General features: G+C 46.3%; 15 protein-coding genes. 12 read left to right on the top strand and 3 right to left on the bottom strand.

Going from position 1 to position 15,670, the window contains the following annotated elements:
* The first annotated feature begins 437 nt into the window (after positions 1-437).
* The 3 genes from MKY66_RS10275 (at position 438) to MKY66_RS10285 (ending at position 3,759) form a co-directional block, all read left to right on the top strand.
* Positions 438-1,739: a DNA polymerase IV gene (locus MKY66_RS10275; protein ID WP_076209017.1), complete on the top strand. Its 1,302-nt coding sequence runs from the start codon at positions 438-440 to the stop codon at positions 1,737-1,739.
* Positions 1,740-1,855: 116 nt separating this feature from the next.
* The gene (locus MKY66_RS10280; protein ID WP_017689369.1) at positions 1,856-2,098 is read left to right on the top strand and encodes a ferredoxin; all 243 of its coding nucleotides are present in this window, start codon (positions 1,856-1,858) and stop codon (positions 2,096-2,098) included.
* A 218-nt stretch (positions 2,099-2,316) separates the two neighbouring features.
* The gene (locus MKY66_RS10285) at positions 2,317-3,759 is read left to right on the top strand and encodes a L,D-transpeptidase family protein (protein ID WP_076209016.1); all 1,443 of its coding nucleotides are present in this window, start codon (positions 2,317-2,319) and stop codon (positions 3,757-3,759) included.
* A 42-nt stretch (positions 3,760-3,801) separates the two neighbouring features.
* Here the strand turns inward: MKY66_RS10285 and MKY66_RS10290 are convergent, their stop codons facing one another.
* Positions 3,802-3,939, bottom strand: a complete 138-nt coding sequence (locus MKY66_RS10290) for a hypothetical protein (protein ID WP_017689367.1) — start codon at positions 3,937-3,939, stop codon at positions 3,802-3,804.
* A 255-nt stretch (positions 3,940-4,194) separates the two neighbouring features.
* Here MKY66_RS10290 and MKY66_RS10295 point away from each other — a divergent pair, with 255 nt between their 5' ends.
* From MKY66_RS10295 to MKY66_RS10305, 3 genes are all read left to right on the top strand, one after another.
* Positions 4,195-5,292, top strand: coding sequence for a quinone-dependent dihydroorotate dehydrogenase (locus MKY66_RS10295; RefSeq protein WP_076209015.1), 1,098 nt, complete (start codon positions 4,195-4,197; stop codon positions 5,290-5,292).
* Between the two features lie 134 nt (positions 5,293-5,426).
* Positions 5,427-6,242 carry a GTP pyrophosphokinase family protein gene (locus tag MKY66_RS10300; RefSeq protein WP_036609636.1) on the top strand — a complete coding sequence of 272 codons (816 nt, stop codon included), beginning with the start codon at positions 5,427-5,429 and terminating at the stop codon, positions 6,240-6,242.
* Positions 6,229-6,711 carry a DUF309 domain-containing protein gene (locus tag MKY66_RS10305; protein WP_076209014.1) on the top strand — a complete coding sequence of 161 codons (483 nt, stop codon included), beginning with the start codon at positions 6,229-6,231 and terminating at the stop codon, positions 6,709-6,711. Before MKY66_RS10300 ends, MKY66_RS10305 begins: the two co-directional genes overlap by 14 nt.
* A 219-nt stretch (positions 6,712-6,930) precedes the next feature.
* Here MKY66_RS10305 and MKY66_RS10310 read toward each other — a convergent pair whose 3' ends face one another.
* Positions 6,931-7,479: a thioredoxin family protein gene (locus MKY66_RS10310; protein ID WP_036670155.1), complete on the bottom strand. Its 549-nt coding sequence runs from the start codon at positions 7,477-7,479 to the stop codon at positions 6,931-6,933.
* Between the two features lie 221 nt (positions 7,480-7,700).
* On the opposite strand from MKY66_RS10310, the gene MKY66_RS10315 reads away from it, so the two are divergent.
* The 6 genes from MKY66_RS10315 to MKY66_RS10340 all read left to right on the top strand — a co-directional run bounded on the left by MKY66_RS10315 (position 7,701) and on the right by MKY66_RS10340 (position 14,405).
* Positions 7,701-9,398 (top strand): RsmB/NOP family class I SAM-dependent RNA methyltransferase, encoded by a 1,698-nt coding sequence (locus tag MKY66_RS10315; protein WP_076209013.1) that lies wholly within the window; start codon positions 7,701-7,703, stop codon positions 9,396-9,398.
* Positions 9,395-10,141 (top strand): pseudouridine synthase, encoded by a 747-nt coding sequence (locus MKY66_RS10320; RefSeq protein ID WP_076209012.1) that lies wholly within the window; start codon positions 9,395-9,397, stop codon positions 10,139-10,141. The genes MKY66_RS10315 and MKY66_RS10320 overlap by 4 nt, the downstream gene beginning before the upstream one ends.
* A gap of 344 nt (positions 10,142-10,485) precedes the next feature.
* On the top strand, positions 10,486-11,289 hold the full coding sequence (locus MKY66_RS10325; RefSeq protein ID WP_076209498.1) for a Cof-type HAD-IIB family hydrolase: 804 nt from the start codon (positions 10,486-10,488) through the stop codon (positions 11,287-11,289).
* A 96-nt stretch (positions 11,290-11,385) separates the two neighbouring features.
* The gene (locus MKY66_RS10330; protein ID WP_076209011.1) at positions 11,386-12,426 is read left to right on the top strand and encodes a hypothetical protein; all 1,041 of its coding nucleotides are present in this window, start codon (positions 11,386-11,388) and stop codon (positions 12,424-12,426) included.
* Between the two features lie 107 nt (positions 12,427-12,533).
* Positions 12,534-13,082, top strand: coding sequence for a GNAT family N-acetyltransferase (locus tag MKY66_RS10335; RefSeq protein WP_076209010.1), 549 nt, complete (start codon positions 12,534-12,536; stop codon positions 13,080-13,082).
* Between the two features lie 192 nt (positions 13,083-13,274).
* A complete protein-coding gene (locus tag MKY66_RS10340; protein WP_076209009.1) occupies positions 13,275-14,405 on the top strand; it encodes a glycosyltransferase family 4 protein in 1,131 nt (376 codons plus the stop codon).
* A gap of 133 nt (positions 14,406-14,538) precedes the next feature.
* Here the strand turns inward: MKY66_RS10340 and MKY66_RS10345 are convergent, their stop codons facing one another.
* Positions 14,539-15,594 carry a hypothetical protein gene (locus MKY66_RS10345; protein ID WP_076209008.1) on the bottom strand — a complete coding sequence of 352 codons (1,056 nt, stop codon included), beginning with the start codon at positions 15,592-15,594 and terminating at the stop codon, positions 14,539-14,541.
* Positions 15,595-15,670: the final 76 nt, after the last annotated feature.

The raw sequence follows: 15,670 nt of genomic DNA on the forward strand, positions 1-15,670 counted from the left end.
GCAACGCTACACTGTGTTAAACTCGATGCGCTGATTTGTCCTAAAGTCGTCAATTTGTATAATTAATTATTATAGCACCATTATAGCCAAATGCTACATAGAAATCGCAGTTTCATGTAACAATTAACGGATTTTAGAGCAAAAAGAAGGATGTTAATCATAATCCGGATGTATGTTATAATCTATTATTGAGTTTTAATTGGAATATATGGAAGAAAAGGAGGGGTGATTTTGACTTTTTTATGGGAAAATACGGTTATTGCCCTGATCACTTTGATATTTTTTGTGAGTGCAGGATGGTTAATTATTCGGTCTCTGATCAGATCTCGCAGAAAATAAATGTTCGTGACTGAATTAACATAACGGGTTTGATATACTATAGAAGAAAGTAATTTAGTTTTCATTAATTACTGTGCATGAAAGGGCGGGGGTTCATGATGTCTTCAGACGGCAATCCTCCAGCAAATGTGGATCAATATTACCCAGCAGCCGGACGGGTGATTCTGCATGTCGATATGAATGCTTTCTACTGCTCTGTACATGAAGCCGAGGAACCAGATTTATATAGAGGAAAAGCAACGGCCGTTGCAGGCAGCAGTGAACTGCGAAAGGGTGTAATTGTAACCTGCTCATATGCCGCTCGTAATCGAGGCATCTCAACAGGTATGGTTGTGCACCAAGCCATGAAAAAGTGCCCTGATCTCATTGTGATTCGTCCTGATTTTCATTTATATCGTCAATATTCAAGAGCGTTCATGCAGATTGCGTATAGTTATACGCCTCAACTTGAGGCGACATCCATTGATGAATGTTATCTTGATATTACAGGTTCAAGGCAATTCGGGAATCCAATGGAGATTGCGGAGAGCATTCAGCGTAGAATCAAGGATGAATTGGGGCTGCCATGTTCCATTGGCATTGCACCCAACAAATTATTGGCGAAAATGGCTTCGGATCTGAAAAAACCGAATGGTATCTCCATTTTACGCATGAGGGACGTACCCCGGATTCTTTGGCACAGACCATGTAACGAGATGTTTGGCATTGGCAAAAAAACGGCTGAAAAGCTGAAAAAACTGGGCATTGAAACGATTGGTCAATTGGCAAAGTCGGATGAGAACATGTTGACCGAACTATTCGGAGTTAATGGAGCATGGCTCAAAAATTCCGCGAATGGCATTAACCATTCCGCAGTTCACGCGGAACGTGAGGCCAATAAATCCATTGGGCATACAACCACTTTACCGGCGGATGTATCGGATATGAATGAGATTCATCGGGTGTTCCTCAATATAAGTGACCAGGTAGCCAGAAGGTTGCGCAAGCACGAAATGTTCAGTCAGGGTATTCAGATTACAATCCGGACACCGGATATGAAGACAATCACCCGATCACGTCTAATGGAAGTTCCTACGGAGGATGCAACGGTCATTTACCGTGAGGCCTGTAAACTATTTGAGAAGCATTGGGGTAGTGGCAAGCCTGTACGCATGCTGGGTGTGACACTTCAGAACCTGATTCCAAGAGAAGAATCCGCTGTGCAGATGGACTTGTTCGAATATGAGCAGAAGCCCAAGAAGGACAATCTGATTCGGATTATGGATCAGTTACGTAATAAATTTGGTGAGAATGCTGTTGTGACCGCAGGCATGCTTGGAGACGATCCTTCCGTGCTGCTTCGTAATCATAAAGTGCGCGGTACTTCCCTGCAAAAAGATAACTTGCAAAGTCTTGATTAAATAAGGGATAATAGAGACTTGTGGTTGCAAAATGTTTGTAATTATCCTTACTTTGTATTAATATGTTTCTAGATAAAAACACTGTACGTTTTGAATTTTAGGAGGAGAGAATGTAAATGAGTAAATATACTTGGGTTGAAAAAGACACATGCATCGCATGTGGCGCTTGTGGAGCAACAGCTCCAGACATCTACGATTATGATGATGAAGGTTTGGCTGAAGTTATCTTTGACGGCGATGCTAACCATGGTGTCAAAGCTATTCCAGACGACTTGTTTGACGATATGCAGGATGCATGCGATGGCTGCCCTACAGATTCAATCAAAGTAGCGGACGAGCCTTTCAATAAAGAAGGCTAAGTATTTCTCACATGAACATAGAGCACTTTCTTTTGTCTTAACGACAAAGGAGGGTGCTTTTTTTGCATTCATTTAACTGTGATTATCTGACTATGGATCAAGGACGAGCATTGTCGAACCCCCTTTGTTCCACCGGGTACTCAAGTCCTATGGATTCAACGCCTGGTTATGCCGATATATAATGATATACGGAAAAAGGCGAAATAGTGGAGGATCGGATGCAAAATACTCATCTAAGAACATATGTTAAGAAACATCCCGACAATAAAATGGCCTGGTACTTGCTTGGAAAGGAGTATTTGGGCGAAGGACAGGAGGCCAAAGCCAACTATTGCTTTCAGCAAGCGGGCGAGGTTTATGAGGCATTTGAACGCAGTAAAGCTCCTGCGGACATCTGGGTAGACTATCAGGATAAACTGGTGGAAATGTCTGAGCAAAAAGAGAAAAAACAACGTAGACACAAAATGTGGCTTACATTGTTAATGCTGCTTGTGCTGGCAGGTCTGCCACCTGCGGACGCTCCGGGTTTCAGTCGTGAAGCGGCCGACGCACTGTCAGCAGCACTGGAATCCACAGAGGACATCGCAGCGCCTGTAGAAGTGGATCAACAGGCTGGGACTGCATCCATTGCGCCAAGCAATGTGTTCACCGCTGCGGCATTTGGTGGAGGCAACCATGGTGAAATTGCGCTCGCAGCTGCCTGGTCCGGGTCTGGTCCAAAAGTAGAGACCTCTGCTGTACTGGGGATGCAAACCTCGGATGACTGGTCTTTATGGAAACGAAATATGCCTGTGAAATACATAGTACAAACCAATACAAGCGGTAAATTAACTGCACAGAGTTATGATGCCAAGCAATGCAACTGTGAACCTCCTGAAGTTACACCGAAAATCAAAAAGATGGCCTTGGCGTGGACCGCCAAGCAGGAAGCCGCAGCATCCTTATCAAGTGCAATCGTGGCCTATCGCAAAAAAAATGATGTTTGGCCCAAGAGTGTAACGCAATTGGCCCAGCCATTTCCGAACAATATTCTGGGAGAGACTGCGCCAGGGATGACCGAGATGTTTCCGAAGCTGTTAGCTCTGCATCAAGGAAAGGCACAAGAAGGAAAGAGCGATTCAAATGGTAAAGAGAACGGTTCAACATCTTTGAATTCGTCTCAAGGCAAAAATGCCGCTTTTGCAGATACGCTGGGAGGTCAGCCTTTTTTGCAGGAACCGCTGGAGATTGTCATTGATAAGGATAAACATAAACTTGCATTAATCAGTGGGGATACCATTGTTCGTATGTATGATGTGGGACTTGGCGGTGATCGAACACCGGAGGGTTCATTTGTCATCACGGATAAAGTGGTCAATCCGAATGGGCGCTCGAACGGTGAGTTTGGAAGCAGAGGTATGCAGCTCTCGAATACGAATTATGCCATCCATGGGACCAACGAGCCAGACAGTATCGGACTGGATGAGTCCCTTGGATGTGTGAGAATGCGCACGGGAGATGTAGAAGAGTTATTCGCTCTTGCTCCGCAAGGCACTCCGGTACGCATTGGAGAAGATGTACTGCCAGATCTGACGCTTGTTCCAGAAGCAAAGCAGCGTTATCAGCATACACTTGTTCCAAAGCAGAATAATCCGAACAAAACGTATCACTGGCTGAATTGATCTGCTTGATATGTAGAATCAGATGGATTCAGCCTGAATCATCTACATGTTGGCAATAATGATAAGAGCACCAATGATGATGATCAAGCCGCCTACACTGGCTGCAGTCCATGCAATGGCTTTGCGATTCACTTCTTCTTTCTTTTGCTGTAATGCAGGTGGTTTACGTTTGGGAGCCATGAGTTATTCCTCCTTATTTGGAATAGAACTGGTGTAGAGTAACCATGCTCTCATTGTAAAGAATTCAACTCGTCATTACCAGTGGGCGGGTGGATTTCTTGTGAGCATTTTGTATTATTCGATTTGTGCTGTCTATGCGCAAACTACTTTCCTTTTTAATAAGAAACAGATAAACTTGTGAGTAGAGTGTTTTTTTACATATGAAAAGACGGACAACGGCTTTTTGGCGTACCGGACCAGAACGGAGTGAGTGATTTGTTATACAGAAGTCTTGCTAAACCTTTGTTGTTCAAAATGGACCCTGAACAGGCCCATCATCTGATTATTGGCGGCCTTAGTGGCGTGGGTAGCATCCGTCCGGTTCCTTCCGGACTGCGTGTGATGTACGGCGTTCGTGAAACGTCTGATCTGGCTGTTGACATGTTTGGGTGTCATTTCCCTACACCTGTTGGTCTGGCTGCGGGTCTGGACAAAAACGGGCAGGCCGTAACGGGCTTTTCTTCCATAGGATTTGGATTCATGGAAGTGGGAACCGTGACACCACTTGCACAACCAGGTAACGATCAACCACGGCTGTTCCGTTTGCCTCCAGATGAGGCGTTGGTGAACCGAATGGGCTTCAACAATCTTGGTGCGGAAGCCATGGCAGGTGAATTGGCGCGTCTACAGGATCGGCGAATTCCAGTGGCTGTTAACATCGGCAAGAATAAAGCAACGTCTAATGAGGAAGCTCACCTGGACTATTCGAAGTGCATTCAGGCACTATACGATTATGCTGATCTGTTCGTGGTTAATATTAGTTCACCAAATACACCGGATTTGCGTAATCTGCAACATGGGAATGAATTGAAGGAACTGCTCGCTGCGGTTATGAATGAGATGAACGTGCAGCATGCACGAGCGGGCGGAGCAACCAAATCCGTTCTGGTGAAGATCGCACCGGATGTGAATGATCAGGAACTTGAATATATGGTTCGCACAATTGCAGACAGCGGTGTTGCTGGCATTATTGCAACGAACACAACCATTAGTCGTACAGGACTTTCTCACCAACATGCAAAGGAAACTGGCGGTCTGAGCGGTAAACCTCTGCGTGAGCGTTCTACGGAGATTATTCGCCAGATCTATCGTCAGACCGAAGGCAAACTTCCGATCATCGGTTCAGGTGGTATTTTCACAAGTGAAGATGCATACGAGAAAATTAAAGCCGGAGCAAGTCTGGTCGAAATATATACAGCATTGATCTACGAAGGACCTGAGGTGAATCGGCGTATTCATGCCGGACTGCGTGAGTTATTGCGCAAGGACGGTTATCGTCATATCTCTGAAGCGGTTGGTGCGGAGCATCGTTAAGAAGGAATGTGGATCCCCGGAATGAAGATACAGAAGCATGGAAGAGCGTAAAATGGTTCGGGACTCTTCCCCCCACCAAACATCATGTATAATGGAATAGAACAGGGGACGCTATAGAGACAGGAGGCATAAGCATGGACGGTAGAGACTGGGGTACATTTTTACTTCCTTATGAACAAGCGGTAGAGGAATTAAAAGTCAAGTTTAAGACAATGCGGGCGGAGCTGAAAAAACGGGAAGAGTATGCCCCGATTGAATTCGTTACCGGTCGTGTCAAAAAAATATCCAGTATTCTGGAGAAATCCAGACGACTGAATGTGTCGCTTGATGACGTGGAAACAGGCATTGAGGATATTGCAGGTATCCGCATTATGTGCCAGTTCGTGGATGATATCCGTCGGGTTGCCGAGTATATTCGAGGCCGCAAGGATCTCACGGTACTCATTGAGAAAGATTACATTACGAATTTCAAAGAGAGCGGCTATCGCAGCTTCCATATGATTATTGAGTATCCCGTTCAGACGGCTCTGGGACAAAAGAAAGTTTTGGCCGAGATACAGATCCGGACGCTTGCCATGAACTTCTGGGCTACCATTGAACATTCGCTGAGTTACAAGTTTCGGGAAGGGTTACCTGATGAGATGAGAACCAGGCTGAAAAAAACGGCTGAGGCCGCGTTTATACTGGACAACGAGATGTCTGCAATTCGTCTACAGATTCTGGAGGCGCAGAAGGCATTTGAGGATGATTCCAATATCGTGTCAAGAACATTAAATATCATTCATCAATTATACTTCTACCATCTTGTCAGTGAAGCAATTGAAGCACAGAAGCGATTTAACGATTACTGGGAACGGCATGATATGGAAGGGCTCAAAGACTTGCTGGATGACGTGAAGAAACTTCTGAACAACGCCAGAAAGGGCGAAAACCCGGATGAGCATCTATGAGCCACTGTACATTGACTACTTAATCTACTTCAATCGGGATCAGGATTATTTCGAGTGCCATGAGGTGCTGGAAGAATTGTGGCTTGAACGTAACCGGGATTCTCTCTATAAAGGGTTGTTGCAAATTGCAGTTGGTTTATACCACTTCAGGAATGGCAATCTCCGTGGAGGAACGATGATGTTACAGAGCTCACTTGATCTTCTGGAACCTTATCCTGCTACGACTCTGGGCATTGAGCTTGGGATTTTGGTACAGGAAGTAAAGGCAATCGTGAAGCAACTGTCTGAGCCTGACGCTCAGTCTGTGACGTATAGGGATTTGTCCATACGAATTGTTGATGAGGTCTTAGAACAAGAGATATCTAGAAGATCGCTTGAGCTAAAACCTAATATTCCGCAGCGCCGGAGTCCTACCAGAGGGCGAATATACGAAGAGAAGATGAAGGCGATGGATCAGAGTAAAAGTTGAACCGTAATCACGCTAACATTCAAATGAGCATCCCATGGATATATGAAGTTCCATGGTTACGAAACACCCCGACGATCCCTGTAAAGGGAACGATCGGGGTGTTTTTGAATGTTGCGTCATATTCAGATGATTGCAGGTGGCACAGCCTGTCCTTCAACAGAACAGTGTCTGGTGATACAAGTGCCTGATTGTAGATACTTGTGGAAACGGATCTATCAGTTAGCTTGCCGAAGGAGTAGCGCTGCCTTTATATTTTTGGAAAAATTGTTTGTAATCATCCAGCGTGTAGCCCTGGTCACTGCCATTCTCTTGCAGTCCGCCAACCATACGGTCTTTCTCGACACCAGCCTCATAATAGACGAGTGTAGGTGTGAACTCGATATTGTAATCGGTCCATCCTGCTTCGAATTCACGCAGATTGAACTGTGGAAGCTCAATACCTTCACTGTCAACCAGTGGCATCAACTGAGGTGTTGTGGCGCGGCAGTGCGAGCAGTCGGAAGCAAAGAAATAAACAAAAAAGCTGTCTTTGTTATCGATTTTGGCTTTGAGATCAGTGGGAACAATAATTTGTTGATAATTGGGATCACTAAGTAGCTCCCGTGTAGCTGGATTAAGCTTGGATGCAGCGATGCCATAAGCATTTTCCACTGAATCCATCTGTTTCTTGGATTGCTGGTCTACGACAACCAGTGCTGCAATCATAATGATTAAAATACCCAGGAATATAAGGATCGCAGCACTTTTCTTTTTCTTCTTGGATTTCATTGGACATCCCCCATCGATCATATCGAAATTTAGTTTGGGCAAAAATAAAGGTTGGAATAATATACATAAACACCCGAATTTTTGCTCAGGAATCAATCTACTTGCCATTATACTACATTACACGCTGTAGTGGAATAGATACGATATGATAGGAAAGCAAAGCTTGGATATGATAAAATAAAACGATATTGCAATCTTACCAAGACAGGATGAGTGGGAATATGGGTGTAAAGTTACCTTTGATATTTGCTGAGCGAATGAAAAGTTTGCTGGGTGAAGAGTTTGAACAATTTATGAAATCTTATGAACAGTCTCCTCATGCGGGACTGAGAGTGAATACGCTAAAAATATCGATGGAACAATTCGATGAGATTGCTCCGTTTGATCTAAGACCTATTCCGTGGTGTGAGACAGGATTCTATGTACCTCATGGTGTTAAACCGGGGCTGCACCCTTATTATCATGCAGGCCTGTATTATATACAGGAACCAAGTGCAATGGCTCCTGTTGAATTATTGCAGGTGGAGCCTGGAGATCGCGTGCTTGATCTGTGTGCTGCTCCGGGAGGGAAAACAACTCAGATTGCTGCAAAGCTGCAAGGCAAGGGTGTACTTGTCACGAACGATATCCATGCTGAACGCACCAAAGCGCTGGCCAAGAACGTGGAATTGTACGGGGTGCGTAACGCCGTTGTTTTGAATGAGTCGCCAGAGCGGATCGCAAATGCATTTCCTCATTATTTTGACAAAGTATTAATTGATGCGCCTTGCTCAGGTGAAGGCATGTTCCGCAAGGATGAAGACATGGTGAAATCGTGGGAACATCATTCGGTGGAAAAATGTGTGCTCATGCAGCGGGATATCTTGGAGACTGCGGCACGATTGCTGGCCCCGGGAGGAACCATCGTGTACTCGACTTGTACCTTTGCGCCGGAGGAAAACGAAGCAATGATTGCGGAGTTCCTGAATGTAAACCATGATTTCGTTGTCAGGGACATTCCTGAAGAAAAAGGATTCGCTCCAGGACGTCCGGAATGGGTACGTCAGATGATGCCAGAGAAGGCAGAGGAGACGGAAGCTGTACTGGATCAAACGCGTGGCACCGCAAGATTGTGGCCTCACCTTTTGGAAGGAGAGGGACATTATGTCGCTGTGTTGCAGCATCGTGCAGGGCAAGAGTTAGAAACAGATCAACCTGGAGTAGTTAAAGAAGGAGCAATGGAGTATGGACAGGTCGTGGATGTGTCCAGGATTGAAGCAGAGGGGAACAAGGATCACTCTATTGCTGCTTCTTCAATTGCTATGACCAAGGCTGATCGTAAAAAGGAACGTTTATTGCGAATAGAATCCCGAGAGTCCCATGACAGACAGGCTGGGGGCGGCAAGAATTCGGGTAAACAGGGCAAAAAAGGTAAAGATCACGGTGGACGTAAATCGGAACGGGGTCATGGACGCGGAGCTGATTCGGCAAGTATTGATCCGGTTGCGATCTACAGTCAGTTTATGAAAGAACAATTGGAGATTGAGTTAATTGGAGAGATGGTATGTTACGGAGATCGGGTGTATCAATCATCGGTTGGTGCAGCACGGCTGGAGGGACTGAAAGTCATTCGTCCAGGCTGGTTTATGGGCACGATCAAGAATGGGCGATTTGTTCCGTCCCACCCGCTTGCGTGTGCTCTGAATGCACCTGAAGCACGGCGAAGCGTAAATCTGTCATCCGCTGATGGCGAAGCCGTGAGATACCTCAAGGGTGAAACGTTAAATATTGAAGAAGAACGAGTGGTGCTCAAGGCGGATACGTTTGCCAAAGGGTACGTTCTTGTATGTGTAGATGGTTATGCCGCTGGCTGGGGGAAATGGCTGGATGGTGTACTGAAGAATGAATATCCGGCAGGCTGGAGGTGGACATCGGTATGAGTGGAAAAGGCAAACAAACGCTGCGTCTGGACAAAATATTAAGCCATATGGGTGTGGGGACACGAAGTGAACTCAAAAAGATGGTGAAACAAGGCAGAATCCATGTGGACGGCAAAGCGGTGAAAGACAGTGGTGTACAGGTGAATCCCGAGGTCAACGTCATTGAAGCTGATGGGGAGCGAATTGTGTATCGGGAGATGATCTATCTGATGTTGCATAAACCTCCGGGTGTCGTGTCTGCTACCGAGGATAACAGAGATAAGACAGTACTGGATTTGCTGCGGAAAGAGGATCGGGTATTCAATCCTTTTCCTGTGGGACGACTGGATAAGGATACGGAGGGACTGCTCATTCTCACGAATGACGGTCCACTTGCCCATGATCTGTTATCTCCACGCAAGCATGTGCCCAAAACCTATGAAGCCCGTGTTCTGGGAAACGTGGATGAAGCGGATGTGCAACGTTTCAAGGCGGGGATTCAATTGGATGACGGGTACGAGACGTTGCCTGCCGAACTGACTATACTTGGTCAGGAAGAAACGGAAGAAGGCACGATCTCGTCGATCTCGCTTATTATTCATGAAGGGAAGTTTCATCAGGTGAAACGTATGTTTCAGGCGGTAGGCAAGCGTGTGATCTATCTGAAACGCGTGGCCATGGGTGAGCTGGAACTAGCTTCCGATCTTGCTATCGGAAGCTATCGTGAACTAACCGCAGATGAGTTGAGCCTTCTGCGGAAGTAAAAGCTCCCGTCCTTCGCGAAGCGGAGCAGGGAGTTGTGGAGGGAAGCGAAGCCCTGATACTAACGCCGAAGGTGAAAAAGCTCCCGATCTTCACGAAGTGAAGCAGGGAGCCGGGCAGAAAGCGAAGCCCTGCCCGTAATGGTCCCGGTTAAGCTTGGGCGGGACCGCCGCTGACCAGCGGTGTGCCCGGCAACAAGCGTTCCTACGACAACCGTGACATAGCAAGACCCGACCTAACACCGGTGAGCAGGACGGGAGTCCAGAGGGCAGAGCCCTCTGGGGCCCTCCCTCGGAAGGGAGGGTTTGGGTGGGTGCGACTACTAACAGATGAGGATGAAGCCAGAATGACTTATAAATTAATTGCACTTGATGTAGATGGAACACTGCTGAATGATCATCATGAACTTACCGAATGGACTCAGGAGACCTTGATCCAAGCTTCCCGTCAGGGAGCGGAGATCGTTCTGTGTTCGGGTAGAGGTCCGGCCAACACGATTCCTTTTATGGAGCAGATGGGACTGGATGGATATGTGATTACACATAATGGCGCCGTTACCGCGCAAGTGGATACCCGTGAGGTGGTTCATCATTTTGCATTAGATGGACAAGGACTGGAGCCAATCATATCCTACTGTCGAACCAATGGAGTACATTTTGACATCAATACAGCATTTGGTCTGTATGTGGATCAACCAGAAGGTTTGGGTTTGCAGGTGCGTGAGATGTATTACAACTTTATGGCAGAGCCACTGAAGTTACCCAAGTGGGTTGACATGACAGAACCGCTGGCGAAATTCACTGCATTTGGTCCGATTGAACAGATGGATGCAGTACTTCAGGAATGGTCAACTTGGAATCTGCCTTATTATATGACACGGAGTGGTGACTTTTTTATTGATCTGATGCATCCCGAAGCGTCCAAAGGCGCTGCGCTGAAAAGGCTTGCCGAATCGAAGGGAATCATGCCTTCGGAGATTATGGCGATTGGTAACTACTTCAATGATATTACGATGCTGACCTTTGCGGGTAAAGGCATTGCCATGGATAACTCACCCGACGAGGTGAAAGCTGCTGCGGACGAGGTTACACTCTCCAATAACGAGCAGGGTGTGGCACACGCAATCCAAAAATATGTGTTATCCATCTAACCTACATCTTATATTTGAAATGCATGCTTCCCTCATATTCTACCGTCCTTAGGGGCATCCTAAGAGAATAACGTTAGGAATAGAGGAGGACACGTGATGAAATACGATGTGGAATTGGTTGCAGACCTGCGGACATCAGGTGGAGAAGTACAGGACGTGATGGTCAATGGACAATATGCAGGCTCACTTTTCCTTGTGTACAGAGAAGGAGATCGTTTATCTGGTAGTCTTCAGATCGAGCAGGAGTCTCTGCCAGATGGTACAGAGGAACGTATCGTGGATAAAGTGCATGCCTATGTCCGATCTCTTGCAGACGCGTTGGAAGCTGCATATTATGAAGTGCTGGTTAGTTGTGGCTCATTACATTCGGTTCTGCATAAGCCTGAGTCAGAGACCGTGTGGCCGTCTGAAGATATGAATCATGACGAAGGCAGCTATGACGATATAGAGAGCAGTGGAAGTAAGGTAATTCCTGTTTCACAAGCCGAATCGTTTACATATGAAGATCGGGATCAGGTTCTGGAGATGGAAATGGTAAGCGCGGGACGCAGCATATCGACGTATATATTCAATGATGTCGAAGGGCAGGAACTTGCAGAAGCTTCCTTAAAACAATATGGCGCTGATGTACAAGGTGAAATACACTGGTATGACGAGCCGGAAGAGAATCAATTGGAAGCTGCGGCAGAGTTGCTGGTCAGAGAGCTGGATGAAGATATCATCGATACGATTACGATCCGCATGTGGCATCAGGGCAACGAACTCGAGACGTTAGAGTGGGTACATCGCGATTTCTCCGAGGATTTTGAGGATACCGATGAATCGGATCTGGATGAGCTGGAAGCTGCTGAAGAAACATGTTATGTCATGCTGAAGCGTAAGGATCGGGAGTTCCGGGTATATGAGCTTTTTCTTCAGGAACGAGGTGGATTGCCTGTGGGAACAGCAACAATAGATACTTCTCATTCCGATCTGACGGGATACATTGATTACGAGGTTCCTGGTACCAGCATTCAGCGAAAGAGCCTGGTCGAAGTGTTGATGCAGGAGTTGGACAAGGAAATGGAGTTTGATACCTTGCACCTGACGATGTTGTATCGAAATCAGATTATCGATGAAGCCAGAATAGATGGGTAAAGGGCAACCGCCTTTTACCTTTTTTTATTCTCATTTTGACGAAAAATTCATTTCCCGGTATAGTACCATTAGTTTAACAGAGATCAGGAAGCGGAAGGAGAACAATGATGCACTCATTCAGGATCAGTAGCGAATATATTAACGATGGTTTTCAAGCGGTTCAGGCGAAGCCGGAAGATACGGAGGATGTGATGTCGCTGCTGGTGGAGACAGCCGAGTGGTTACAGAGCCAAGGTTCTTCCCAATGGAACGCTTTGCTTAAAGGTGAAGATTCACATGATACGGCAGGGGCAATCCGGCGTGGGGATGTGTTTGTATTTAAAAAAGGAGCGGACGTAGCGGGGATGGTCATCCTTTTGGTTCAGCCAAGCCCTTGGGATATTCATCTTTGGGGTTTAAAAGCTCATGCCGAGGATGGTGCAATTTATCTGCATCGGCTAGCGATTCGAAGAAAATATGCTCAGAGCGGTCTCGGACGGTCCATTTTGCAATGGTCCAGCAGCGGCATACATTTTGAAGGCAAACATACTGTTCGGTTAGATTGCGGAGCGAGCAATGCTACGTTGAACGCCTTTTACGCGCGGAACGGGTATACTTTTTTGGGAGAGACCGATGGTTACAGTACATATGAGAAGCCCGTGGAGCTACGGAGCTGAAATTCTGGTTATCCAATGAATATGTTGACGACAACCGCAAGCGATGGACTGCTGAATTAAAGCTTTTGCTTCTGAGGGGAACGTTTCATGAATATGTTGTATATACGAGTTATCGTAATATAGATGTTCCGGCTTCCCTATGTCATAATGGATAGTAGAGCAGTACGTAAGTTAGAAAGGGGGAAACTAACGGTGAAATTGCTGCAGGCGCTTTTCTTTCCTCCGGAGCAGCCCGGAGGTGTATCCTCTATGATTCCGTATATGCAAGAGAGATTTACAACCCCGAGGTGGGAAATGGATCTGTTCTCGTTGCCAAAGCGAATTCGCAACAAGGGCAGAGAGGAAGTTCAGTTCGAAACGTTTGACTGGACGGAATATCAGGATAGTCCTGTTGTCCAAAAATATATTCAAACTTATCGTGATTATCTATGGTGGACCAAACTGCGTATTCAGAAGCCCTATGATCTGATCCATGCCCACCACCCAATTGCTGGACTTGCGATGAAAACGGTTTTCCCGGATACACCCCTCATTCAGACGATTCACTCCAGTTATGAACGAGAATTAATCCTTAATGGACGCATTGAAACGGATGGTCCCGAGCATCGATTCCTGCTTGCGATATATGGTGAGCTGGAACACCAGGCAGAGCGTCTCTTGACGGTGTCGGATTCGTTCCGTCGTTATCTGGCTCCCTACGTGAAGGAACCTGATGTCATCGGTGTGATTCCCAATGGATTTGATGAGAAGCGGTTTAAGCCGATTCCTCATGATAATGCGATACCACAACTGGTCACGGTATGTCGGCTTGTTCCGGCGAAGGGGTTGGATATTCTTTTCAAAGCTTGTGCGGAACTGAAGGGCCGAGGTCATGATTATGTGTTACATATTATTGGAGATGGACCGATTCGTCCTGATCTGGAAGAATTGGCGCAACGATTAGGGATCTATAATGAGACCATTTTCTATGGTTACACACTGCACCCTGAGGAATTCATGCCATTCTTTGATATTTTTGTACTTCCTTCACGGGCAGAAGCATTTGGTTCCGTCTTCGCTGAAGCGGCGCTGAGTTGTCTTGCCCTTGTGGGTACAGATGTAGGTGGTATACCGGAACAGATCGAAAACGGTAGCAATGGGTTGCTTGTACCGGCAGAAGATCCTTCTGCGTTGGCTGAAGCGCTTGAAAAGGTGATGCTGGACCCGGCTTATCGTTATGAACTTGCCCGTTCAGCGTGTGAAAAAGCCAAAACACATTACTCGCTCGGCAGATCGGTCAATGAGTTGAAAAAGATGTATCTACAGTTTCCTGGCAAAGCCTAAAATGTAGAGCAAAAAGTGCGAGCCGCTGTGCTAAACAGCGGCTTTTTGTCATGTTTAAGGAAAGAATACCCACAATGACTTGGGGTTATGAGCAAACGGATGCTCATATTCATGAAGTACATAACTGTGAGATTTATATATTGTTGCGTTTACGAAAGGCGCCCCAGCGGTTCAGTACCAATTTGGCAGCCCAAAACAGTGCCATACTTCCGAAGATAGGGTAAAGGATGGACAGCAGGGAACTGAATCCAAACTGACTGAGTGAGTAACACAACAGCATAATGGTTAATGTAATGAAACGGGGATGAACACGTATATGTTGCCTGAGTTGCAAGGTCATTCCATAGATATCGGCTACAAAGGTACTGAATATTTCCATGAAAATAAGGGATACATATACAGATTGCACTGCCCATCCAAGTTGAAAGGCAATGCTGCCCATCGGGATTTCGAATTGAATGATGCCGGGCATCTGGGCTGACATGGCAAAATGAGCTGCCATCAGCATGAAACCTACGCCAATTCCACCCAATACTCCACCCCACTTCAGCACATTCCGACTACGGATCTGGTTACCTACTGGCACAAGAACAGCTTGAGCCAACACCAGATTGAATGAAGTATACAACAGTGGAGACAGCCACACTTGAATAGGGTTTGAATCTGTCGTCAGTGTGATGAATCGGGAAGCACCTGGATGATGGATGGTACTGGTGATCATGAGCAGAGATAACAGGAGCATCATGGGCACGACAATGCTATTCATTTGTAGGATGGCCTGAATGCCTCGACCCAGAAGCAGATATGACCCTACAAGTGTGACGATCAGACCTGTCTGATAATGCAAACCCAGATGTTCGACAAAAACGGAACCTGCTCCGGCAAGCATGACACTGTTCACGCCAATGAGAATGAGAAGGGTCACCCAGGTAATCCATTTGCCCGCCTTGTGGCCGAATAAATGTTTGTTCAGATCCTCATAAGAGCGAGACCCGGTATCGTGAGCGATCAGCATCATTTTGGTACCTAACCAGACAAAGAGCATGGTGGATAAGCCTATGGTGATGGTGGCCCATTTGCCATACTGGGTAAAAAACTGCAAAATTTCCTGCCCTGTAGCGAAGCCGGCTCCAACAACCGTTCCGATGTATGTAAATGCGATCTGCAGCACCCGAAATGCCTGTTTCATGTGTTTCCCCTCTCAGGCCCCTGTATAGTTTGGACATGCGGGTACCATGGTACAAGGTATGCTTGACCCACGAAAG

It is taken from the genome of Paenibacillus sp. FSL R5-0766 (genome assembly GCF_037971845.1).
GTDB lineage: Bacteria > Bacillota > Bacilli > Paenibacillales > Paenibacillaceae > Paenibacillus.